Annotated in this window: 21 protein-coding genes; 4 read left to right on the forward strand and 17 right to left on the reverse strand. The window is 63.8% G+C overall.

The annotated features are described in order from the left end of the window. Positions 1 to 26 precede the first annotated feature (26 nt). The gene (serB, locus tag BLV45_RS11960) at positions 27 to 866 is read left to right on the forward strand and encodes a phosphoserine phosphatase SerB (RefSeq protein WP_090533145.1); all 840 of its coding nucleotides are present in this window, start codon (positions 27 to 29) and stop codon (positions 864 to 866) included. 83 nt (positions 867 to 949) lie between these two features. Here serB and BLV45_RS11965 read toward each other — a convergent pair whose 3' ends face one another. From BLV45_RS11965 to BLV45_RS11995, 7 genes are all read right to left on the reverse strand, one after another. Further along, positions 950 to 2,134 (reverse strand): cystathionine beta-lyase, encoded by a 1,185-nt coding sequence (locus tag BLV45_RS11965; RefSeq protein WP_090533147.1) that lies wholly within the window; start codon positions 2,132 to 2,134, stop codon positions 950 to 952. A 71-nt stretch (positions 2,135 to 2,205) separates the two neighbouring features. Beyond that, positions 2,206 to 2,802 carry a hypothetical protein gene (locus BLV45_RS11970; protein ID WP_090533148.1) on the reverse strand — a complete coding sequence of 199 codons (597 nt, stop codon included), beginning with the start codon at positions 2,800 to 2,802 and terminating at the stop codon, positions 2,206 to 2,208. A gap of 39 nt (positions 2,803 to 2,841) precedes the next feature. Next, positions 2,842 to 4,026: a beta-ketothiolase BktB gene (bktB, locus tag BLV45_RS11975; RefSeq protein WP_090533150.1), complete on the reverse strand. Its 1,185-nt coding sequence runs from the start codon at positions 4,024 to 4,026 to the stop codon at positions 2,842 to 2,844. 76 nt (positions 4,027 to 4,102) lie between these two features. Then, on the reverse strand, positions 4,103 to 5,029 hold the full coding sequence (locus BLV45_RS11980) for a sugar kinase (protein WP_090533153.1): 927 nt from the start codon (positions 5,027 to 5,029) through the stop codon (positions 4,103 to 4,105). Between the two features lie 3 nt (positions 5,030 to 5,032). Then, the gene (rimO, locus tag BLV45_RS11985; RefSeq protein WP_218133540.1) at positions 5,033 to 6,370 is read right to left on the reverse strand and encodes a 30S ribosomal protein S12 methylthiotransferase RimO; all 1,338 of its coding nucleotides are present in this window, start codon (positions 6,368 to 6,370) and stop codon (positions 5,033 to 5,035) included. Positions 6,371 to 6,850: 480 nt separating this feature from the next. Next, on the reverse strand, positions 6,851 to 7,213 hold the full coding sequence (locus tag BLV45_RS11990; RefSeq protein ID WP_090533158.1) for a helix-turn-helix domain-containing protein: 363 nt from the start codon (positions 7,211 to 7,213) through the stop codon (positions 6,851 to 6,853). A gap of 5 nt (positions 7,214 to 7,218) precedes the next feature. Beyond that, positions 7,219 to 7,521, reverse strand: a complete 303-nt coding sequence (locus tag BLV45_RS11995) for a type II toxin-antitoxin system HigB family toxin (protein WP_090533854.1) — start codon at positions 7,519 to 7,521, stop codon at positions 7,219 to 7,221. 291 nt (positions 7,522 to 7,812) lie between these two features. Here BLV45_RS11995 and BLV45_RS12000 point away from each other — a divergent pair, with 291 nt between their 5' ends. Together BLV45_RS12000 and BLV45_RS12005 are read left to right on the forward strand one after the other, a co-directional pair. Further along, a complete protein-coding gene (locus BLV45_RS12000) occupies positions 7,813 to 8,148 on the forward strand; it encodes a transcriptional regulator (RefSeq protein WP_090533160.1) in 336 nt (111 codons plus the stop codon). Beyond that, positions 8,141 to 8,425 carry a helix-turn-helix domain-containing protein gene (locus BLV45_RS12005; protein WP_090533165.1) on the forward strand — a complete coding sequence of 95 codons (285 nt, stop codon included), beginning with the start codon at positions 8,141 to 8,143 and terminating at the stop codon, positions 8,423 to 8,425. The genes BLV45_RS12000 and BLV45_RS12005 overlap by 8 nt, the downstream gene beginning before the upstream one ends. 109 nt (positions 8,426 to 8,534) lie before the next feature. Here BLV45_RS12005 and phaR read toward each other — a convergent pair whose 3' ends face one another. The 6 genes from phaR to BLV45_RS12035 form a co-directional block, all read right to left on the reverse strand. After that, positions 8,535 to 9,116, reverse strand: a complete 582-nt coding sequence (gene phaR, locus BLV45_RS12010; protein WP_090533169.1) for a polyhydroxyalkanoate synthesis repressor PhaR — start codon at positions 9,114 to 9,116, stop codon at positions 8,535 to 8,537. 135 nt (positions 9,117 to 9,251) lie between these two features. Then, entirely contained in the window at positions 9,252 to 9,992 is a 741-nt protein-coding gene (locus tag BLV45_RS12015; protein WP_090533172.1) for a 3-ketoacyl-ACP reductase, read from the reverse strand. A 229-nt stretch (positions 9,993 to 10,221) separates the two neighbouring features. Beyond that, positions 10,222 to 11,403 (reverse strand): acetyl-CoA C-acetyltransferase, encoded by a 1,182-nt coding sequence (locus BLV45_RS12020; RefSeq protein ID WP_090533174.1) that lies wholly within the window; start codon positions 11,401 to 11,403, stop codon positions 10,222 to 10,224. Positions 11,404 to 11,537: 134 nt separating this feature from the next. Beyond that, on the reverse strand, positions 11,538 to 13,439 hold the full coding sequence (gene phaC / locus BLV45_RS12025) for a class I poly(R)-hydroxyalkanoic acid synthase (RefSeq protein ID WP_176954159.1): 1,902 nt from the start codon (positions 13,437 to 13,439) through the stop codon (positions 11,538 to 11,540). 566 nt (positions 13,440 to 14,005) lie between these two features. Further along, a complete protein-coding gene (pgeF, locus tag BLV45_RS12030) occupies positions 14,006 to 14,839 on the reverse strand; it encodes a peptidoglycan editing factor PgeF (protein WP_090533178.1) in 834 nt (277 codons plus the stop codon). Continuing rightward, a complete protein-coding gene (locus BLV45_RS12035) occupies positions 14,836 to 16,092 on the reverse strand; it encodes an RluA family pseudouridine synthase (RefSeq protein ID WP_090533181.1) in 1,257 nt (418 codons plus the stop codon). Before BLV45_RS12035 ends, pgeF begins: the two co-directional genes overlap by 4 nt. A gap of 161 nt (positions 16,093 to 16,253) precedes the next feature. Here BLV45_RS12035 and BLV45_RS12040 point away from each other — a divergent pair, with 161 nt between their 5' ends. Continuing rightward, positions 16,254 to 17,054 carry an outer membrane protein assembly factor BamD gene (locus BLV45_RS12040; protein WP_090533856.1) on the forward strand — a complete coding sequence of 267 codons (801 nt, stop codon included), beginning with the start codon at positions 16,254 to 16,256 and terminating at the stop codon, positions 17,052 to 17,054. 134 nt (positions 17,055 to 17,188) lie between these two features. Here the strand turns inward: BLV45_RS12040 and rlmD are convergent, their stop codons facing one another. The 4 genes from rlmD to BLV45_RS12060 all read right to left on the reverse strand — a co-directional run bounded on the left by rlmD (position 17,189) and on the right by BLV45_RS12060 (position 21,579). Then, entirely contained in the window at positions 17,189 to 18,556 is a 1,368-nt protein-coding gene (rlmD, locus tag BLV45_RS12045) for a 23S rRNA (uracil(1939)-C(5))-methyltransferase RlmD (RefSeq protein ID WP_245753247.1), read from the reverse strand. A 185-nt stretch (positions 18,557 to 18,741) separates the two neighbouring features. Next, positions 18,742 to 19,530, reverse strand: a complete 789-nt coding sequence (locus BLV45_RS12050) for a 3'-5' exonuclease (protein ID WP_090533185.1) — start codon at positions 19,528 to 19,530, stop codon at positions 18,742 to 18,744. Positions 19,531 to 19,534: 4 nt separating this feature from the next. Beyond that, the gene (gene rpoS, locus BLV45_RS12055) at positions 19,535 to 20,626 is read right to left on the reverse strand and encodes an RNA polymerase sigma factor RpoS (RefSeq protein WP_090533187.1); all 1,092 of its coding nucleotides are present in this window, start codon (positions 20,624 to 20,626) and stop codon (positions 19,535 to 19,537) included. Between the two features lie 11 nt (positions 20,627 to 20,637). Continuing rightward, a complete protein-coding gene (locus BLV45_RS12060) occupies positions 20,638 to 21,579 on the reverse strand; it encodes a peptidoglycan DD-metalloendopeptidase family protein (RefSeq protein ID WP_090533190.1) in 942 nt (313 codons plus the stop codon). Between the last annotated feature and the right edge of the window lie 2 nt (positions 21,580 to 21,581).

Consider the following 21,581-nt stretch of genomic DNA (forward strand, 5'->3'; position numbering starts at 1 on the left):
CGCCCCGTGCCTTTACCTGCGTCGTCATGAACCTCGTCATCCAAAGCCTCGCACCGATCGCCGAAACCCATTTCAAACCACTCGTCGGGCTTGCGCGCGGCGCGCGCGCGACGCCACTCGACGCCCACACGCTTCGTATCGAGGAAGCGAACCCATCGCAGCGCGCCGATCTCGACGTGTACTGCGGGACGCACCGCCTCGACTATGCGTTTATCGAACCGGGCCGCCAGTTGCGCGATTTTGGCCTCGTCGCCATGGACATGGATTCGACGCTCATCACGATCGAATGCATCGACGAAATCGCCGACTTTTGCGGACTGAAAGCCGAGGTCGCGGCAATCACCGAGGCGTCGATGCGCGGCGAAATCAGGGACTTCAGCGAAAGCCTGACGCGCCGCGTCGCGCTGCTCGAAGGGCTCGGTGCCAGCGCGCTCGAGCGGGTTTACGAAGAGCGGCTCCAGCTGTCGCCGGGTGCTGAACGGATGCTCGCGGGCGCGAAGGCGGCCGGCCTGAAAACGCTGCTGGTTTCCGGCGGCTTCACGTTCTTCACCGAAAAACTGAAGGCGCGTCTCGGGCTCGATTTCGCGCGCGCGAACACGCTCGAAATCGTCGATGGCAAGCTGACCGGGCGTGTGACGGGCGAAATCGTCGACGCCGACGTCAAGGCGCGCACGTTGCGCGAAACCTGCGCGCAGCTCGGCATCGAGCCCAAACGCGCCATCGCGATAGGCGACGGATCGAACGACCTGAAGATGATGGCCGAAGCGGGCCTGTCGGTCGCGTTTCGCGCGAAGCCGGTGGTGCGCGAGGCGGCAAGCGTCGCGTTTAACTTCGTCGGCCTCGACGGATTGCTGCGGTTGTTCTGACGCGCGCACAACGTATCGCCTGAAATGCAGAACGCCGCCTCGATGGCGGCGTTCTGCATTCCGGCACGCCGTTGTGACGGCGCTCAGGCCAGCGTCGCGAGGCTCTGCTCGATATCCGCGCGCAGATCGGCCTCTTCCTCGAGCCCGATGTAGAACCGCACCAGCGTGCCGCGATGCGGCCACTGCGCTTCGGTGCGCATCGAGGCGACGTCGTACGGCATCGCGAGACTATGCGCGCCGCCCCAGCTCCAGCCGAGCGAAAACAGTTCCAGAGACTCGCAGAACGTGTCGATCCGCGCCGCGCTGTACTTGCCGTCGAACACAACCGAAAAGAGCCCCCCTGCGCCCGTGAAGTCGCGCAGGTAGAACTCGTGGCCCGGGCAATCGGGCAACGCAGGATGCAGGACCGCCGCGATTTCCGGCCGTGTCTTCAGCCACTTCGCGAGCGCGAGCGCGCTGCGGTCGTGCTGCTCGAAGCGGATCTTCATGCCCGGCAGACTGCGCAGGATCAGCGAGCAATCGTCCGACGACACGCCGATTCCCATGCGCATGCGCGCCGCCTTCAGCTTCAGGTGCAGCCCGCGGTCCGCGGTGATCGTCGCGCCCATCAGCACGTCGCCGCCACCCGACTGATACTTCGTCAACGCCTGCACGGAAATGTCGACGCCCTGTTCGAAGGGACGGAACGCCAGACCGGCCGACCACGTGTTATCGATCGCGGTCACGACGTTGCGCGCCCGCGCAGCGCTCGTGATGGCGCGCACGTCGGGCACTTCCATCGTCACCGAGCCCGGCGCCTCGAGCCAGATGAGACGCGTATCCGGCTGGATCAGCGCCGCGATCCCGGCGCCCACCATCGGGTCGTAGTAACGCGCGGTGATGCCGAAATCGCGCGCCAGCCAGTCGCCGTGATCGCGGTTCGGCGAATAGACGTTGTCGGGAATCAGCACGTCGTCGCCCGCTTTCAGGAGGCCAAAGTACACGTTCGAGATCGACGACAGCCCCGACGGCTGCAACAGCGCGTGATGGCCGCCTTCGATCGCGGCGAGCCGCTGCGCGAGGACGAGCGACGTCGGCGTGGCGTGCAGGCCGTAACGCCATTGCGCGTCGTTGCGCCAGTCGAGCGCGCGCATCGTCGCGAGATCGGGGAACACCACCGTCGACGCGCGCGTGACCGGCACGGCAAACGATTCGAAGCCGGGCGTGAGGTCGTCTTCCGCGCGCACGATGCGGGTCTGCAGGCCGCGTCTGGAGGGAGTGTCTGTCATGGTGATTCCGGTCGGATAGAAACGTGGTTGATCAGGTTGTCCGGGGTGGGTGCGGGCATGGACGGTGCCGGTCAGTCGCCCGTTGTGACGTTGCTGACGCCGCCCACGGGATGGCCGCCCGGCGCAGGCGCGGACGTCTCCGCCGGCGCCTTTGCGGCAGCCGGCGGCGGCACCGGCTGACCCGCCGCGAGCGGACGCAGGTCGAACGGCTGCGGATCGGAGTCGTCGACGTTCATCCGCTCGCCGGAGAGCGTGCCGTCAGCGGCGAATTTGCCGACCCAGTTGCCGGTGATATGCGTGCCGTCGTTCGATTCCTCGACTTCGAGCGTGTCTCCGTCGCGATCGCCGGCAATCAGGATCACCGCGCCGTTATCGGTGAACTGATATTCGCCATGCACGCCCGAGGGATCGTCGGTTTTCGCGCCGAGCCGCAGCACGATCTGCCGGCTGCCGAGCATGCCCGCGTAACGCGGGAACTTCGCGAATTCGCGGCTCGGCTTTAACGGCAACTCGATGGGCGGTGGCGCGGCCAGTTCCTTCACCGCGTCGCTCTCCGCGTGCGCGGGCGCGGAGAGCAGCGCGAGTGCCACCATGCCCGCACCGCACAGCATGGACACCGTCAGGCCATGCCACGACACACACTGCTTCATCGACTTCGTTTGTTGCATCCTTTCGTTCCTTCGTTCATGCACACGCGTTGCGGCCCGTCAGATCCGCTCGAAAATCGCCGCGATGCCCTGGCCGCCGCCGATGCACATCGTCACCAGCGCATAGCGACCGCCGATGCGTTGCAGCTCATAGAGCGCCTTCACGGTGATCAGCGCGCCGGTGGCGCCGATAGGATGGCCGAGCGAAATGCCCGAGCCGTTCGGATTGACCTTCGCCGGATCGAGACCGAGCTCCTTGCTGACCGCGCACGCCTGCGCGGCAAACGCTTCGTTCGCCTCGATCACGTCGAGATCGGCGACCGTGAGTCCCGCGCGCTCCAGCACCCTGCGCGTGGCCGGTACGGGGCCGATACCCATATACGCGGGATCGACGCCCGCGTGCGCATACGCAACAAGACGCGCGAGCGGCTTCGCGCCGCGCTTTTCCGCGACGCCGCGCTCCATCAGCACGACGGCTGCCGCGGCGTCGTTGATACCCGACGCGTTGCCTGCCGTCACCGTGCCGTTTTCCTTCGCGAACACGGGCCTGAGCTTCGAGAAATCGTCCGGCGATGCGTTCAGCCGCACGTGTTCGTCGGTGTCGAATATGGTGTCGCCCTTCTTCGACGGAATCGTGATCGGGAGAATCTGATCCTTGAAGTAACCGTTCTGGATCGCGTGGGCCGCGCGGCGATGCGATTCGAGCGCGAGCGCATCCTGTGCGTCGCGCGAAATGTCGTACTTCTTCGCGACGTTTTCAGCGGTCACGCCCATGTGGATCGACTGGAACGGATCGTTCAGCGCGCCGAGCATCATGTCGATGAGACGGGCGTCGCCCATGCGCTGGCCGAAGCGCGCGGCCGGCATCATGTACGGCGCGCGGCTCATGTTTTCGGCGCCGCCGCCGATGGCGATATCCGAGTCGCCGAGCAGAATGCCCTGCGCCGCCGAGACGATCGCCTGCAGGCCCGAGCCGCACAGACGGTTCACCGTGAGCGCCGGCGCATGCTGGGCAACGCCGCCGTTGAGCGCCGCGACGCGCGCGAGATACATATCCTTCGGCTCGGTATGAACGACGTTGCCGAACACCACGTGGCCCACATCGTCACCCGGAACGTTCGCCCGTGCCAGCGCTTCGTGTATCACGCGCGCACCCAGGTCCGTCGGCGAGAAATCCTTCAGACTGCCGCCGAAGTCGCCGATTGCCGTACGCACCGCGCTCACCACCACGACTTCACGTTGCATCGTTCGCTCCTCTCTTTTTGAATGATCCTGATAGCGGCGCGGGAGCCGGTTGTCCAACCCCCGTCCGTACCGCGCGCTAGCTGGCGAGCAGCGCCTCGACCGCCTGACGTTGCGGAATCGGCGCCACGGCACCGAAGCCCTGCGTCGACAGTGCCGCCGCCGCATTCGCGTAACGCGCGGCCTCGAAAGGGTCGTCGCCGGCAACGATGCGCGCGATAAACGCGCCACCGTAGCAGTCGCCCGCGCCGGTCGCATCCACGGCCTGCACGACGCGACCCGGCACGACGCGACGTTCATGCGGCGTCGCTACGTAAGAGCCTTCCTTGCCGAGCTTCAGCGCAACCACGCGCGGCCCCTGCGTCAGCAGGAAATCGACGATTTCATCGCGACCGGTGAGGCCCGTGAGTTCCGTGACGTCGTCCCAGCTCGGCAGGCAGATGTCCGTCTGACGGATCGCTTCGAGCATCACCGCGCGTGCCCGCGCGAGCGGCCACAGCTTCAGACGCAGGTTGGTGTCGAAACTCACGGTCACGCCGCTCGCGCGCGCATGCCCGATCGCGGCAAGCGCGGCATCGCACGCGCTCACGCTGATCGCGAGACTGATGCCTGACAGATGGATGACCTTCGCGGCCGCGATCGCATCGAGCGGCAGATCGCGCGGCGCGTAGCGGCTCGCGGCCGAACCGGCGCGCAGATAGTCGAACTGGTGACCGCCCGGGCCGTGCGAGACGAAATAGACGCCCGTGGGCGCGCCGCCGTCGACGCGCACCATCGACGTATCGACGTTTTCCGTGTTCCACAGATCGATCAGAAGACGCCCGAAGTGGTCGTCGCCTACCGCTGACACGAAGCCGGTACGCGCACCCTGGCGCGAAGCCGCGATGCAGAAGTTCGACGTGTCGCCGCCAAAGCCCTGCAGGTAATCCGGCTGGTCTTTCGACGACTGGTTGAATTCGACCATCGCCTCGCCCAGCGCGAGAATTTCGGGAAACGCCGATGCCATGGCCTAGACCTCGCCCCACAGATCGTGGCCGTCGGCGCCGGTGATCTTCACCTGCACGAAGTCGCCCACCTTGTAGCGCTTCGACGCCTTCGCGGCCGGCGCGACATACACGACGCCGTCGATCTCCGGTGCGTCCGCCGCCGTGCGGCCGATGCCACCATCGGCGTTGATCTCGTCGACGAGTACTTTCAGCGTCTTGCCGACCTTCTTCGCGATGCGCTTCGCCGAGACTTCCTCGGCGACTTCCATGAAGCGCGCGCGACGCTCCTCGCGCACCTCGTCGGGCAACGCGCCGTCGAGCTCGTTCGCGCTCGCGCCTTCCACGGGCGAATACGCAAAACAGCCGACGCGATCGAGTTCCGCCTCGCGGATGAAGTCGAGCAGCGTCTCGAACTGCTCTTCCGTCTCACCCGGGAAGCCCGCGATGAACGTGCTGCGGATCGTCAGATCGGGGCAGATTTCGCGCCACCGGCGCACGCGCTCCATGACCTTTTCCGCGTTGGCCGGGCGCTTCATGCGCTTCAGCACTTCCGGGTGCGCGTGCTGGAACGGCACGTCGAGATACGGCAGCACGTGGCCCCTGTACGGACCTTCGGCCATCATCGGAATGACTTCGTCGACGCTCGGATACGGATACACATAGTGCAGACGCACCCACGCGCCGTATTGCGCGGCGAGCTCGCCCAGCGCGCCGACGAGGTCCGTCATGCGCGTCCTGACCGGCTTGCCATTCCAGAAACCGGTGCGGTATTTGACGTCGACGCCATACGCGCTCGTGTCCTGCGAAATGACGAGCAGCTCCTTCACGCCGGACTTGAAGAGGTTCTCCGCTTCGAGCATGACTTCGGCGACCGGACGCGACACGAGGTCGCCGCGCATCGACGGAATGATGCAGAACGTGCAGCGGTGGTTGCAGCCTTCGGAGATCTTCAGATACGCGTAATGGCGCGGCGTGAGCTTCACGCCCGCGGCCGGCACGAGATCGACGAACGGATCGTGCGGCTTCGGCAGATGGTTGTGTACGTGCTGCATGACTTCGCCGAGCGCGTGCGGGCCGGTGACGGCGAGCACCTTCGGATGCACTTCTTCGATGAGGCCGGTGCCGCTCGCGCTTTTCTTCGCGCCGAGGCAGCCGGTGACGATCACCTTGCCGTTTTCGGTAAGCGCCTCGCCGATCGCGTCGAGACTCTCCTGCACGGCTTCGTCAATAAACCCGCAGGTGTTGACGACGACGAGATCCGCACCGTCATACGTGCCGGAGATTTCATAACCTTCGGCACGCAGCTGCGTGATGATCTGCTCGGAATCGACGAGCGCCTTGGGACACCCGAGGCTAACCATGCCGATTTTTGGCGCGGAATTGACGGTACTACTTGATTCAGAATGATTTTTCACTAATGCGTCCGTTCTTGTGGGCACCGTGGCGCCGAAGGCCACGAAGCCGCTATTTTACTCCGCGGAGCCAGTGCAAAGTGCCTCTGCCCGAACGTCGAAGAGCGCCTCTGCCTTTCCACTGATCCTGAGAACAACCGCTGCGGCGTCCGATCGAGCACTATCGGGAAAGAACAAATAAGACAACTGGCCTTCGGTCGCGTGCCAGCGCCTGATTCGGGTGTCAGAGGGAAAAGGTTCGTGCTGTGGAGCGGCTCGGCAGATGGCGGGGAACGTTACTCCGTATGCATCGCGCCGCTGGACTGTGCCGCGTGGCCCATGACTGGTCTGGTCGCTCTGTCGCGGACTTCGCATCCACTGTACGCGGATCCAGCCTCAAGCTTTGTCGGCAGTCGGAGTTCCGCTTAAGCCGGGCAGAGGACATTCAGTCTACGCTACACCGATCAATACTTCGGCCGGTATGTGCAAACCTTCATGCAAGCGCCGGATCATGGCCAGGCTGAGCGGGCGCGCTCCACTCAGAACCTCATATACGCGGTTCGCGGGACCGATGTACGGCTTCATGTCCGTGACCGACAGCCCACCCTGTTCCATACGAAACCGGATCGCCTCGATCGGGTCAGGTCGTTCGAGTGGAAAGCGCTCCTGCTCGTAGCGTTCAACCAGGACACCCAACACCTCGAGCTCGTCACCTTCTGGCGTCCCTTGCTCTGGATCGAGATCGACGAGCACGGACACTTTCGCCAGCGCAGCGCGATAGTCCTCTTCGTTGTGCAGCGGTCGAATTTCCATATCCTTCACTCCATTTCCACCGTTTCCGCGTCCACCTTGTCGTATTCGGCGTGCGTACCGATAAATTTGATGTAGACCGCGCCGATCCGGTATGCGATTGCGACGATCAACCGGTAGTCATTCCCTTTCAGATTGAACACCACGCGGTTGCGGCCAACAAAACTGGCCGACGCATATCGGTTCTTGATGTCCTGCGGGTTCGCCCAGGTTGCTTTGACCGTTTCATCGTGCCACGCGAGCGCTTGCTGCTTCGCTGCAGGATGTCGCTCGCAGAAGTCGAGGATGGTTCGCCTAGCAAAGATTCGCATGGACCCAATCATAGTCCCAATTTGGGACCATGTAAAGCCAGTCATGAAAAGCTGACCGCGCAGATTCGCCTCTGGGTTCCGAACCAGCACACCGCGCGGGTTAATGCAAGTCGTCCGGTCGCCGGATTGTCGCCGCATGGCCACGGCAATAGCATTCGACACCACCCTTGCAGCGAGGCCACGCAGCGGTTTTTAGCCTGTTTCCCGCACAGCCTTTCGCTTTATCAGCTCAACCCATGCCCATGTCCGGCTCCAACATTTATCACAATGAATTCTTGCGTAATATACGGCATGGCCGTACAATACAAACCTGTATACACGGTCATCGAAACGAGGACGTTCCAGCGCTATGCGGAGGAAATCTGGTACGACGATGAGCGTGAGGCATTTATTACGTGGCTCGCCAGCAATCCGTTATCCGGAGATGTCATCCCGGGAACGGGAGGCCTGCGCAAGGTGCGATGGTCGAGGCCGGGTATGGGAAAACGTGGCGGCGCACGCGTCGTCTACTACAACCTGCCCGAGGACGGCTGCATCTGGTTGCTGATCGCTTACACGAAGGCAAAATTCGACGATCTGCCCACCACGTTTCTCAACCAGCTACGCCAGGAGATCGAACATGGATAAAGAACTGGAACAGTTTCAGGCGGACTTGCTGAAGTCTGTCCGCGACATGAAGGCGGGGCGCGCCGCGCGCGTCACGAAAATCGAGCCGACCGCGGCGGCCCTGGCACGCGCGAAAGTCGGGCTGTCGCAGAGTGCATTCGCCGCGCTGCTCGGCGTATCGACCCGAACGCTCCAGGACTGGGAGCAAGGCCGGCGGCACCCCACCGGGGCCGCGCAAACCCTGCTGCGGGTCGCGGCGCTCCACCCGGATGCGCTGCGAGACCTGAAAGCGGCCTGAAAAAAGACCTCAAAAAGGCCTGATACAGCGCGCACAGATCGACCGTTTTCCAGCGTCGCCGCGCAGGCCGGTACCTGGTGCCGGATGTCAGGTACCGCGCCCGGCTCCCTTACTTCTTCTCCGGTTCCGGATTCGGATTCGGCTGCTTGTTGAACGGGAACGTGCTGAACATCGATTTCGCCTGGCTCTGCATCTGTTCCTGCATCTGCACGAACATGTTCTTCGACTGTTCGATGTAGCTGGTCATCATCCCCTGCATCATCGGCGCCTGCATGTTCATGAACTGCGACCAGACTTCCGGGTTCATCGCGTTGCCTTCGTAGAGCGTCTTCGACTGGTCGGTGAGTTTTGCCTGAATGTCGATGAACGCCTGGATGTTTTTCTCCAGGTATGTGCCCATCATGCCCTGCATCGCGTGCCCGTAAAAACGGATGATCTGCGAGAGCATCGACGAAGAAAACATCGGCAGCCCGCCGCTTTCTTCTTCGAGAATGATCTGCAGCAGGATCGCGCGCGTCAGGTCTTCGTTGCTCTTGGCGTCGATGACCTTGAAGTCTTCCTGATCCAGGACGAGCGTCTTCACGTCCGTCAACGTGATGTACGTGCTTGTCTCGGTATCGTACAGCCGGCGGTTCGGATACTTCTTGATGAGTCGTTCGGCCGTCGTCTTCTTTGTAGTAGTCGTTGTCATTTAACGCCTTTAAGCGCCCGGAAGCGCAGAAACGGCGCCCGTCGCACGCGCAATCGAACCCTTGCTTGCGCAACGCGAGACGCCGCCGGAACCATCTGATCCGCAACGCCCCGCCGGAACGGGGCGCGAGCAGGATCAGCCCATATGCAGGCCGCCGTTCAATGAAAAATCGGCGCCTGTCGAAAAACCCGATTCGTCCGACGCGAGCCACGCCACGATCGAGCCGATTTCGTCCGGATGCCCAAGACGGCGCACCGGAATCGTCGCCACGATCTTTTCCAGCACATCGGGGCGAATCGATTTCACCATGTCCGTGCCGATATAGCCCGGCGAAATGGTGTTGACCGTCACGCCCTTCGTGGCCACTTCCTGCGCCAGCGACATCGTGAAGCCGTGAATGCCGGCCTTCGCAGTCGAATAGTTCGTCTGTCCGAACTGGCCTTTCTGTCCGTTCACCGACGAAATATTGATGATGCGGCCAAAGCCCCGCTCCACCATGCCGTCGATCACCTGCTTCGTCACGTTGAAGAGGCTCGTGAGGTTGGTGTCGATGACCGCCGTCCAGTCTTCATGCGTCATCTTGCGGAACACCACGTCACGCGTGATGCCGGCGTTGTTGACCAGCACGTCGATCTCGCCCACTTCGGCCTTCACCTTGTCGAACGCCTGCCTGGTCGAATCCCAGTCGCCGACGTTGCCTTCGGACGCGATGAAGTCGTACCCGAGCGCCTTCTGCTCGCCCAGCCACTTCTCACGACGTGGAGATTTCGGGCCGCAGCCCGCGACCACCTTGAAGCCCTCCTTGTGCAGCCGCTGGCAGATGCTCGTGCCAATGCCACCCATCCCGCCCGTTACATACGCAATTCGCTGTGACATAAACCACACTCCATTATCGTTGTGCGAGGTGCCTGCCGGTGCCCGCCGATATCAACGGGCAGCCTCTTTCCTCGCCACTACTGTCTCCGTGCCCTCTGCCCTGCGCGAATCCCGGCCGACCTCGATAGCCGCGACGGGCGCCTGCGCGCGAACCGCATGACGGCGCCACCCACGCATTGCGACGTTGCTCCAAGCAACGCCGCGCCGCACGGACAACCGCCATCCGGCGTCAATAGCGCTCGACTGCCAGCGCCACGCCCATCCCGCCGCCGATACACAACGACGCGAGACCCTTCTTCGCATCGCGCTTCTGCATTTCGTGCAGCAGCGTGACGAGAATCCGGCAACCGGACGCGCCGATCGGGTGACCGATCGCGATCGCGCCGCCGTTCACGTTGACCTTCGACGTGTCCCAGCCCATCTGTTTATGCACGGCGAGCGCCTGCGCCGCGAACGCTTCGTTGATTTCCATCAGGTCGAGGTCCGATGCGCTCCAGCCCGCGCGCTCCAGACAGCGGCGCGACGCCGGCACCGGACCCATGCCCATCACCTTCGGATCGACGCCCGCGCTCGCGTATGCCCTGATGCGCGCGAGCGGCGTGAGGCCCAGCGCCTCGGCCTTTTTCGCCGACATCACGACCACGGCTGCCGCGCCGTCGTTCAGACCCGACGCGTTCGCGGCCGTGACGGTGCCGTCCTTCGAGAACGCGGGCTTCAGGCCTGCGAGCGATTCGGCGGTCACGCCGTGGCGCACGAATTCGTCGGTCGCGAAGCGTACCGGATCGCCCTTCCGTTGCGGAATCTCGACCGGGACAATTTCATCATCGAAGCGGCCGGCCTTCTGTGCGGCTTCCGCCTTATTCTGCGACAGCGCGGCAAACGCGTCCTGCTGCTGGCGCGTGATGTCGTGTTCCTTCGCGACGTTTTCCGCGGTGACGCCCATGTGGTACTGGTTGTACACGTCCCACAGGCCGTCGACGATCATGCTGTCGATGAGCTTCGCATCGCCCATGCGAAAGCCGTCGCGCGAGCCCGGCAGCACGTGTGGCGCCGCGCTCATGTTTTCCTGCCCACCGGCGACGACGATATCCGCGTCGCCCGCGATGATCGCGTTGGCAGCGAGCATCACGGCTTTCAGGCCCGAGCCGCACACCTTGTTGATCGTCATGCCCGGCACGGCCGCCGGCAGTCCGGCCTTGATCAGCGCCTGGCGCGCCGGGTTCTGGCCCGAGCCCGCCGTCAGCACCTGACCGAGGATGACTTCACTGATCTGCTCGGGTTTCAGGCCCGCACGTTCGAGAACCGCGCGGACAACCGTCGCGCCAAGATCAGGCGCGGCGATTTTCGCCAGCGACCCGCCGAATTTGCCGACTCCAGTACGTGCGGCCGATACGATCACAACATCAGTCATTTTCAGTTCCTTCGGGCGTTACGGTCTGACACTTCGCAGCCCGTCAAGTTAAAAATCCATCTACTTCGATTGTTGCCTGCTTCGATTGCGGTTTCCGTTGCTGCTGCCGCCGTTGCCGCGGCTCCCCTTCGCTGTCAGTCGCGCTGAAGCACGTAGCGACCCGGCGCGGGTTCGATTTCGCGATGCGCGGCCGAGCCAGGCCCGGCACGCGGCTTCACCTTCTTTCCGGCGTACTGGTCGAGCCATGCCGTCCACTCCGGCCACCAGCTGCCGGGTACTTCGGCAGCCTGTTCGAACCAGGCGTCGGCTGTCTCAGGCAGGTTCTTCGCTTCGTCCTGGAGCACCCAGTAATTACGCTTGTTCTTTCTGGGCGGATTGATCACGCCCGCGATATGTCCGGACGCGCCGAGCACGAACCTGACCGGCCCCGCGAGAAGCGGCACCGAGGCGTACGCCGTTTGCCACGGCACGATATGGTCTTCACGCGAACCGTAGATGAAGGTCGGCACATCGATACGCGAGAGGTCGACCGGCTCGCCGCACACGGTCAGCGCGCCCGGCTTGCGCAGCTTGTTCTCGAGATACGTGTTGCGCAGATACCAGACATACATCGGACCCGGCAGGTTCGTCGAATCGCTGTTCCAGTAGAGCAGATCGAACGGCACCGGCGTGCGACCCTTCAGGTAGTTGTCGACGACGTAATTCCACACGAGGTCGTTCGGCCGCAGGAACGAAAACGTATTCGCGAACTCGATGCCGCGCATGAGGCCAGGCTTCGCGCCCCCCATGCCGCCGATCGTCTGCTCGCGCATCTTCACATGCGACTCGTCGACGAACACGTCGAGCACGCCGGTGTCGCTGAAATCGAGCATCGCGGTGAGCAGCGTCAGCGACGCAGCCGGATGTTCGCCCCGCGCGGCCGCGACGGCAAGCGCGGTGGCGAGCATCGTGCCGCCGACGCAAAAGCCAAGCGTATTGATCTGCTCACGTCCGCTGATCTGGCGAACGGTTTCGATCGCGGCGAGCACACCGTCACCGATGTAGTCGTCCCACGTCTTGTGGGCAATCGAGGCATCCGCGTTGCGCCACGAAATCAGGAACACCTGATGCCCCGAATCGAGACCATGCGCGACGAGCGAATTCTCCGGCTGCAGATCGAGAATGTAGAACTTGTTGATACACGGCGGCACGATCAGCAACGGCCGCTCGCGCACCGTTGCCGTACGCGGCTTGTACTGGATCAGTTGCAGCAGCTCGTTTTCGAAGACAACCGAGCCCTCGGTGTTCGCGAGATTCTTGCCGACCACGAAGCCGGATTCGTCCGTCTGCGAAATCTTGCCGCGCTGCAGGTCGCCCAGCAGGTTCATCACGCCCTGACGCAGGCTGTCGCCCTGGCTTTCGAGCAGCGTCTTTTGCGCTTCGGGATTCAACGCGAAGAAGTTGCTCGGCGAAGCCGCCGCGGTCCATTGCTGCACGGCGAAGCGGATGCGCTCACGCGTCTTCGCATCGGTCTCGATTGCGTCGACGAGTTCCTGGAGATAGCGTGCGTTCAGCAGATACCACGCAGCGGTAAACGCATACGCGGGTGTCGCGCTCCATGCGTCGGCGCTGAAACGCCGGTCTTTCAGTTCGGGGATGGCTGGCTTTGCATCGGTGACCTGCTGCATCAGTTGCAGCGCTTCGCGCGAATAGTCCGACTGCAGTTGCTGAAGACGCTCAGGCGGAATCGCCGCCGACGGCATGTTCAACCCGGCAAACGGCGACATCGACGACACTGCCTTGCTGAAATCGGGCATGCCGGGGAATGGCCCGCCTGACACACCCGGCCCACCCGCCGCCCCCGGCATGCCGGCGAATGATGGCATGGCCGGCATCTGTGGCATGGCTGGCATCGGGAACGGCGAACCGTTCGCACCGAAACCCGCACCCGTCCACCAGGGCGCTGCGGCCCTGGCCGCCGCGGCACCTTCCGCGGGCTGGGCCGCACTGCCGGCCGCACGCCATGCATTCATCCAGGCGTCGAACATCTGCTGCATCCCGGCGGGAGAAGCTGCGGTATCGGGTGCGGCCTGCGGTTGTGCGGCATCCGGTTTCGCGGCCTTACGGGAAGAAGTCGTAGAACGTTTTGATGCAGCCATACCTGCTTTGACCGGTAAGTCCTGACGGACTGGTTGAGAGGCAGGTGATTGCGCACGTGGGCGATTGCTCGCGACCTCGTCACGCCCTGTCCCGTGGTGAGGAACATTCTTGCTCCCCATTGCAAGGCATGTCAATGCTTGAAGCCGATTCTGCCGCAGTGCGATATTTTTTTAATTATCGTTTTCCCCATGTCCTTTTAACGGGCATTGAAATCGCGATTTGTCAACGCACTGGATAATCGTAAAAGCGACGTGAATGCGCGGTTGTTTTACATCTATTGGCGTCTCGACCGCGTTTTTATGCAGTCTTTTGTGCTAGCCCGTTCACCTGACGAGCGTTATCGGTCGCACGGCCGGACGCGAATCCGGCGGCGCAGCAAAATTGCCGGCACGAAACACCGGCGGCACTCCAGTCAGGCAGCGTGCCGCGCGCTTTCGATCCGTTCGCAACACGCTCAATCAACTCACCCGGCGAGCCAGATCATCGCCGCCATGCGCCCCGTTTCGGCATCGCGTCGATATGAATAAAAGCGCGATCGTTCAGTCACGGTACAGGCATCGGCGCAGGTGATCTGCATCACGCCGATCTGGTTCAAACGGATGCGTGCAAGTGCCGGAAGGTCGGCGAGGTATTTACCGGGCCGTTCAGCACGCGGCACGAATGCCTTCGACGTGGCGTCGCGTTGCGCACCGTCGACACCGTTCATGAAGGCGTCACGCACGTCTGCCCCGACCTCGAATGCCGTCGGTCCAATCGACGGGCCGAGGTACGCATGCAATCCTTCGAGCCCGGTTCCCGCGAGTTGCGCGACGCGCACCGCGGTCTTCTCGACGATGCCAGCGGCGAGACCTCGCCAGCCCGCATGTGCCGCGCCGACCGCGCGGCCGTTCGCATCGCACAGCAGCACCGGCATGCAGTCGGCGATCATCACGATGCACATCGTGCCGGGCTGGTCTGTCACGCTGGCGTCGGCGCGCACGGGCGCCGCGCCCCGCCGCGCGCCTTCGAGCACGTCGGCGGCGTTCACGACCTGCGCGCCGTGGATCTGCTCGAGCCACGCCGCCGGCGTGCCGGTCAGCGCGAGAAGACGCGCGCGGTTGATTTCGACGGCCTCGGGATCGTCGCCCGCGCGACGGCCCAGATTCAGGCCACCAGGCGCATCGACGCCATCCGTCCAGCGTCCGAACGGCGGCCGGCTCACGCCGCCGTTACGCGTCGTGACGAGTGAGCGCACGCGCGGCGAGACCTGCCACGCGGGTTGCAGCACGTCGGCAAACGTCAGCTCAGGTGCGCTCATCGTGCGTCGTCCGTGTCGTCTGTGTCTTCATCGTCGCCGTGCGGCAGGTTGGCGGATGCGTCGTCTTCGTCATCAGCGTCGTCGTCGTTGTCATACTCCTCGCCGTATTCGTCGTCGAACGCGTCTTCGTCGTCGCGGCCGAGGCCGAGGGCCGCCGACAGCGCGGCCATGTCGTCCGGCACGTCCGCGCGCCACTGCATCGAGCGGCCCGTCTCCGGATGGATCAGCCCAAGACGCCACGCGTGCAGCGCCTGGCGCGCGAAACCATCCGGCAGCGGCGTCACCGAGCGTTTGCCGCGTGCGCGTCCGTACACCGGATCGCCGAGCAGCGGATGACCGATGTGCGCGCAATGCACCCGGATCTGATGCGTGCGGCCGGTCTCCAGGTCGCAATGAATCGCCGACACCGGCTGCCGTTCCCACATCGTCGAATCGATGCGCCGGAAGTGCGTGCGCGCGGCCTTGCCCGCCGCGCTCGTGACCACGGCCATGCGCGTGCGTTCGCGCGGATCGCGGCCGATCGGCGCGTCGATCGTGCCCGTTTCGGGCATGTTGCCCCACACGAGCGCGAGATAGCGCCGCTTCACCGTGCGCGCCTGCAACTGGCGCACGAGGTCGGTCTGCGCCTCGAGCGTGCGCGCGACGACCATCAGCCCGGAGGTTTCCTTGTCGAGCCGGTGTACGATGCCCGCGCGCGGCAGGCCGGCGGCCGACGTGCCATAGCGGTACAGCAGGCCGTTGAGCATCGTGCCGCCCCAGTTGCCCGCCGCCGGATGCACGACGAGGCCCGCTGGCTTGTTGATGACGACGAGCGTGTCGTCTTCGTAGACGATGTCGAGCGGCACCGGCTCCGGCGTGAATGCCAACTGCTCGGGCAAAAGATCGGGAATCAGTTCGATGGTGGCGCCAAGCGGCACCGGCTGACGGATTTTCGCGGGCGCGCCGTCGATGCGCACACGTTGCGCCTCGATCCAGCTTTGCAGCCGGTTACGGGAAAATTCGGGGAAGACTTTCGCGAGCACCTTGTCGAGCCGCTCGCCTGCCATGCCGTCCGGCACCTGCGCGATACGCGGCGCTTCGTCGACCGGCCGGCCCGCCACCATCTGCGCGGCTTGCGGTACAAGTGCGTCGCTGCCGAGATCGTCGTCGAGGGAATCGGCTGCCAGCGCGTCGTCGGGCTCGGCGCTTGGGCTATAATCTTTGTTGCTATCCGGAGTACCGGCAGCGGTACCCGGAGTTTTTGAGCGGGTCATTGAGTCTGGGTCACCTGGACGTAAAGCTAGACTGGAAAATGCGAGCCTTGAACATCATTACTAATATGGCCCAAACAACGGCACGAGTGGCGGCACAAGCAGCGACACAGGCGGCAGCACATTCAACCCGCCGCGCCGCGCCGCTGAAAGCGGCCCGCAGCATGAAAAACGTCGCCCGTTATCTTGCCTGTGCAGCAGCGCTCGCGATCGTGGCAGCCTGCCACGGCCTGCCCGAAAAGACGGACGAGACAGCCGTCTGGACCAACAACAAATTATATACGGAGGCGCAGGACGCGCTCTCCGGCGGCGACTGGGGCAAGTGCGCGAAGTACTTCGAACAGCTCGAAGGTCGCGACCCGTTCGGTCATTTCGCGCAACAGGCGCAGATCAACGTGGCGTACTGCAGCTGGAAAGACGGTGAAGCCGCCAACGCCGACCAGGCCGTCGACCGCTTTATCCAGCTGCACCCGGATCACCCGGACATCGCCTACGCGTACTACCTGAAGGGCATGATCCACTTCAACGACGATCTGGGTCTGTTCGGCCGCTTCTCCGGTCAGGACATGAGCGAGCGCGATCCGAAGTCGCTGCGCGAGTCGTATGACGCGTTCAAGGTGGTCGTCGACAAGTATCCCAACAGCAAGTACGCACCGGATGCCGCGCAACGCATGCGCTACATCGTGAATGCGCTGGCTTCGCACGAAGTACACGCAGCGGACTACTACTACCGTCGTGGTGCGTACGTGGCCGCCATCAATCGCGCGCAGCTCGCGATCAAGGAATACAAGAACGCTCCGGCGATCGAAGACGCGCTGCACATCATGATGCTGTCGTACGAGAAGCTCGACCAGCCGCAACTGGCCGACGATACGAAGCGCGTGCTGGCCGGCACTTTCCCGGACAGCCCGTACGTCACGGGTCGTGCTCGCCCGGGTGCGAAAAAATCCTGGTGGCAGTTCTAGACCAGTCTGGGCCAGGTCAAGCAGAGTCAAACAGAAACGCCACGGAATTCCGTGGCGTTTCTGTTTGCGGTGGCCGGATTGTTGTCCGTCCTCAAGGTTTGCACCATTCCTGAAGACTGGCGCAAACCGCTCGTCTAGTCTCGCTCGAACAGCGCGATCGATTCGACGTGCGACGTATGCGGGAACATGTTCACCACACCCGCGCCCTTCAGGCGATAGCCCGCCTCGTGAACCAGCAGCCCCGCGTCACGCGCGAGCGTCGCCGGATTGCACGACACGTAGACCATACGCTTCGGCAGCGGGCCGTCGCCGCTCTGCGCGATCTCGGCGAGCGCCTTCGCCACCGCCAGCGCGCCTTCGCGCGGCGGATCGATCAGAAACCTGTCGAAGTGACCGAGCCCGCGCAGGTCATCGGCGGTGACTTCGAAGAGGTTGCGGCACGCGAACGACGTATGACCCGCCACGCCGTTAGCTTCGGCGTTGGCGAGCGCGCGCGCCGTCAGGACTTCGCTGCCTTCGATACCGACGACTTCCCTCGCCACCCGCGCGAGCGGTAGCGTGAAGTTGCCGATTCCGCAGAACAGGTCGAGCACACGATCCGTCGCGGCGGGCGCGAGCAGGCGCAGCGCGCGGCTCACCAGCACGCGGTTGATCTGGTGGTTCACCTGCGTGAAATCGGTCGGCCTGAACGGCATCCGGATGTTGTATTCCGGCAGCGTGTAATCCAGCTGTGCGTCGAGCGGATAGAACGGCGTGACAGTTTCCGGTCCCTTCGGCTGCAGCCAGAACTGCACGTTGTGCGCATCGGCGAAATCGCGCAGCAGCTGTTCGTCGGCGGCGTTGATGGGTTCCAGCACGCGCAGCACGAGCGCCGTCACCGACGCGCCCACCGCAAGCTCGATCTGCGGCATGCGATCGCGGATCGACAGCCCTTCCACCAGACGGCGCATCGGCACCAGCATCGCCGACACATGCGGCGGCAACACTTCGCAGCTCGTCATGTCGGCGACGTAGCTGCTTTTCTTCTCGTGAAAGCCGATCAGCACGCCGCCCTTCTTCTCGATGTCGCGCACGGTCAGGCGCGCGCGATAGCGATAGCCCCACGACGGCCCGTGAATCGGCCGGAACACCGTTTCGGGGTGCAGCTTCGCGAGATGTGAAAGGTTGTCTTCGAGCACGCGCTGCTTCACGGCAATCTGCGCGCGGATATCCAGATGCTGCATCGAGCAGCCGCCACATGTGCCGAAAAACCGGCACTGCGGCTTCGTGCGGATCACGCTTTCGCGCAGCACGTCGACGAGCGTCGCCTGCTCAAACTTCGATTTCTTGCGATAACTCAAATAGCTGACGCGCTCGCCCGGCAGTGCGCCTTCGACGAAAATCACCTTGCCCGGCTCGCCGTCTTCATTGACGGTACGGCCGACGCCGCGCGCTTCCATGTCGAGCGATTCGATTTCGAGAATGGGGGCAATAACGGGCGCGTCGCCGGCGGCCGTTCTGATGGGCGTGGACCTGGACCTGTTTCTACGCGAACGATGATGGGAAGTTCGAGACACCTGCGGCTTCCTGACAGACATGTGGAGAAAGCCGAGATTGTAGACGAAGCACGACCGGCAGCCACATCGAACACCGCGGACGCCGCGAGCGCCACTGGCCCGGCCGGCATGCGGCAAACCGGCAAAACCGGTCAGCCGGCCGGCGCCTCGCCGAACGCCGCCAGGTACTCGGCCCAATGCGCCGCCGGTTCCTGCGCGAGCGCATTCTTGACGAGGACGATTTCGTCCTCGTACTCCGCTGCGGAAAAACCGCCGCGCAGCAACTGGAAGCGGCAATACAGCAGGTACGTGTTCACCACGTCCGTCTCGCAGTAATTGCGGATTTCCTCGATGTGGCCCTGCTGAAACGCATGCCACACCTGGCCGCCGTCCATGCCGAGCTTGCCGGGAAAGCCGCACATCTTCGCGAGCGCGTCGAGCGGCGCGTTGGCGCGCGCCTGATACATCGCGAGCACGTCCATCAGGTCGGTGTGACGCGCGTGATAGCGGCTGATGTAGTTGTTCCACTTGAAATCGCGGTCGTCCTCGCCGAGATCCCAGAAACGCGATGCCGGAATGCCATGCACCAGCGCCCGATAGTTGAGCACCGGCAGATCGAAGCCGCCGCCGTTCCACGACACCAGTTGCGGCGTGTACTTCTCGATCACCCGGTAGAACGACTGGATCAGCGCTGGCTCGCCATCGGCCAGCGTGCCAAGCGAGCGCACGCGAAAACCCGCGTTGTCGCGAAACACGCACGAAATCGCCGCGATGCGCTGCAGATGATGCGGCAGAAAATCGCTCCCCGTCTTCTCGCGACGCGCGGCGAAGGCGTGTTCGGCGACTTCGTCGTCGGTCAGCGTGGCGGGGAGTCCTTCGAGCCGGCGAATGCCGGCGACATCGGGAATCGTCTCGATGTCGAAAACAAGAATAGGTGTCATCAGGTTACAGAACGGCGTCCTTGCGCACACCGTTAGAGGCGAAGAACCGCTTCAGGCGCACCAGCGCTTCCTGCTGGATCTGGCGCACGCGTTCGCGCGTGAGGCCCATTTCGTCGGCGAGTTCTTCGAGCGTGGCCGGCTCGATGTGATTCAGCCCGAAGCGGCGCTCGATCACGTGACGATGCTTGTCCGACAGCCGCGCGAGCCATGCTCGCGTCAGCGTTTCGAGTTCGCGGTGCTGCACCTCGGCATCCGGCGACTGGTTCTGGTCGTCCGATAGCAGATCGAGCAGGCTGCTCGCCGGGTCGAGATCCAGCGGCGCGTCGAGCGACGCCGTGTGCTCGTTCAGCGCGAGGATGTCGGTGACTTCGTCGGTGGTTTTGCCGGTCAGGTAGGCGATATCGTCGATGCTGGCGTCGCGGCGGTCGGCCGCCGGACCGGAATTCATCGAATTCTTTTCCAGGTGGCGCTTGGCGCGCAGCACCTGATTGAGCTCACGGATCACATGAACCGGCAGGCGCACCGTGCGCGCCTGATTCATGATCGCGCGCTCGATGCTCTGGCGGATCCACCATGTGGCATACGTCGAAAAGCGGAAGCCGCGCGTGGGATCGAACTTCTCGATCGCATGCATGAGGCCGAGGTTGCCTTCCTCGATCAGATCGAGCAGCGGCACGCCGCGATTCAGATAACCCTTGGCGATACTGACCACAAGCCGCAGATTGCGCTCGATCATCACCTGCCGCGCCTCGAACTCGCCGGCCTTCGCGAGCCGCGAGTAACGCTGCTCTTCCTCGACCGTCAGGAGCGGCTTGACGCTGATGCGATTCAGATAATGCTGGATCGTGTCGGCGGTGAGCTCCGCCTGCAGGAGCGCGCGAAAATCGTCCGCATCGGGCGGGGCTTCGTTTGCGCCATCGCGTGCGTCAACGCCGTCTTCGCCGCCGGCCTGACGCTCGTCAAGACCGGCGGCGTTGTCGATTTCGTCCACACTGTCGTCGTCGGTCACAGCGCTGCCGTCTTCCACCGAAACAGGCGTGGCGCGGCTGACTGTCTCAGTTCCGGCTTGCGGCGGGCGGCGCTTCGGTTTCGGCATGGTCGTATCGCTTATTGCGGCGGCAAATACTTCAGTGGGTCGACAGGTTTACCCTGCCGGCGAACTTCGAAATGCAACATTACGCGGTCCGAATCGCTGTTGCCCATTTCGGCGATTTTCTGCCCGCGGGTTACAGCGTCACCCTCTTTTACCATCAAAGCACGGTTATGTGCATATGCGGTGAGATAAGTCGCGTCATGTTTGATGATAATGAGATTGCCGTATCCGCGCAGCCCATTTCCAGCATAAACGACACGGCCATCCGCCGAGGCCTTCACCGGCTCGCCCGCCGTGCCGCCGATATTCACGCCTTTGTTCTTCGCATCGTCGAAGGTGCCGAGGATCGGTCCGCGCGCCGGCCACGCAAACACGATGTTGCCGTTCGCCGCCGTGCTGGCGTCGCTTGCGGGTGTCTGCGGCGTCGCTGCCGGCGGTGTCGTCGCGGTCAGGCCGGAGCCGTAGACCGGCGGCGCGGCGGTGACACCCGTCGTCACACCGGCCGCGGTACCGCCAAGCGGTGCGGCCTGCACACCACCACCGCCGACCGGCGACGTGGCGACACCCGGCGTCAGCGCGGCGACGTTCGCGCCCGGAGGCGCCACGCGCAGCAACTGGTCGACTTCGATCTGGTTCGGGTTCGTCAGATTGTTCCAGGTCGCGATGTCGCGATAGTTCTGGCCGTTCTCCAGCGCGATCCGGTATAGCGTATCGCCCGGCTTCACACGGTAGTAGCCCGGAGGCGGCGGCCCGAGCGGCACGGCCGGCTGCGTCGCCGCGCCGCCCTGTGTGCCGATTGCGCCCGTACCGGAGAGGTCGACGACGGGCGCTGCGTCAAAGCGCGTCGCGCAGGCCGTCAACAGGGAGAGCGCGACTACGCATGCGCTACGCCGGGCTATGGTCATGACGGTCGAGTCGTTCAGGCTGGTTGTTTGCATCGCGCGCAACATACTCATCG

This window comes from Paraburkholderia sartisoli (assembly GCF_900107685.1).
In the GTDB taxonomy this organism is placed as follows: Bacteria; Pseudomonadota; Gammaproteobacteria; order Burkholderiales; family Burkholderiaceae; genus Paraburkholderia; species Paraburkholderia sartisoli.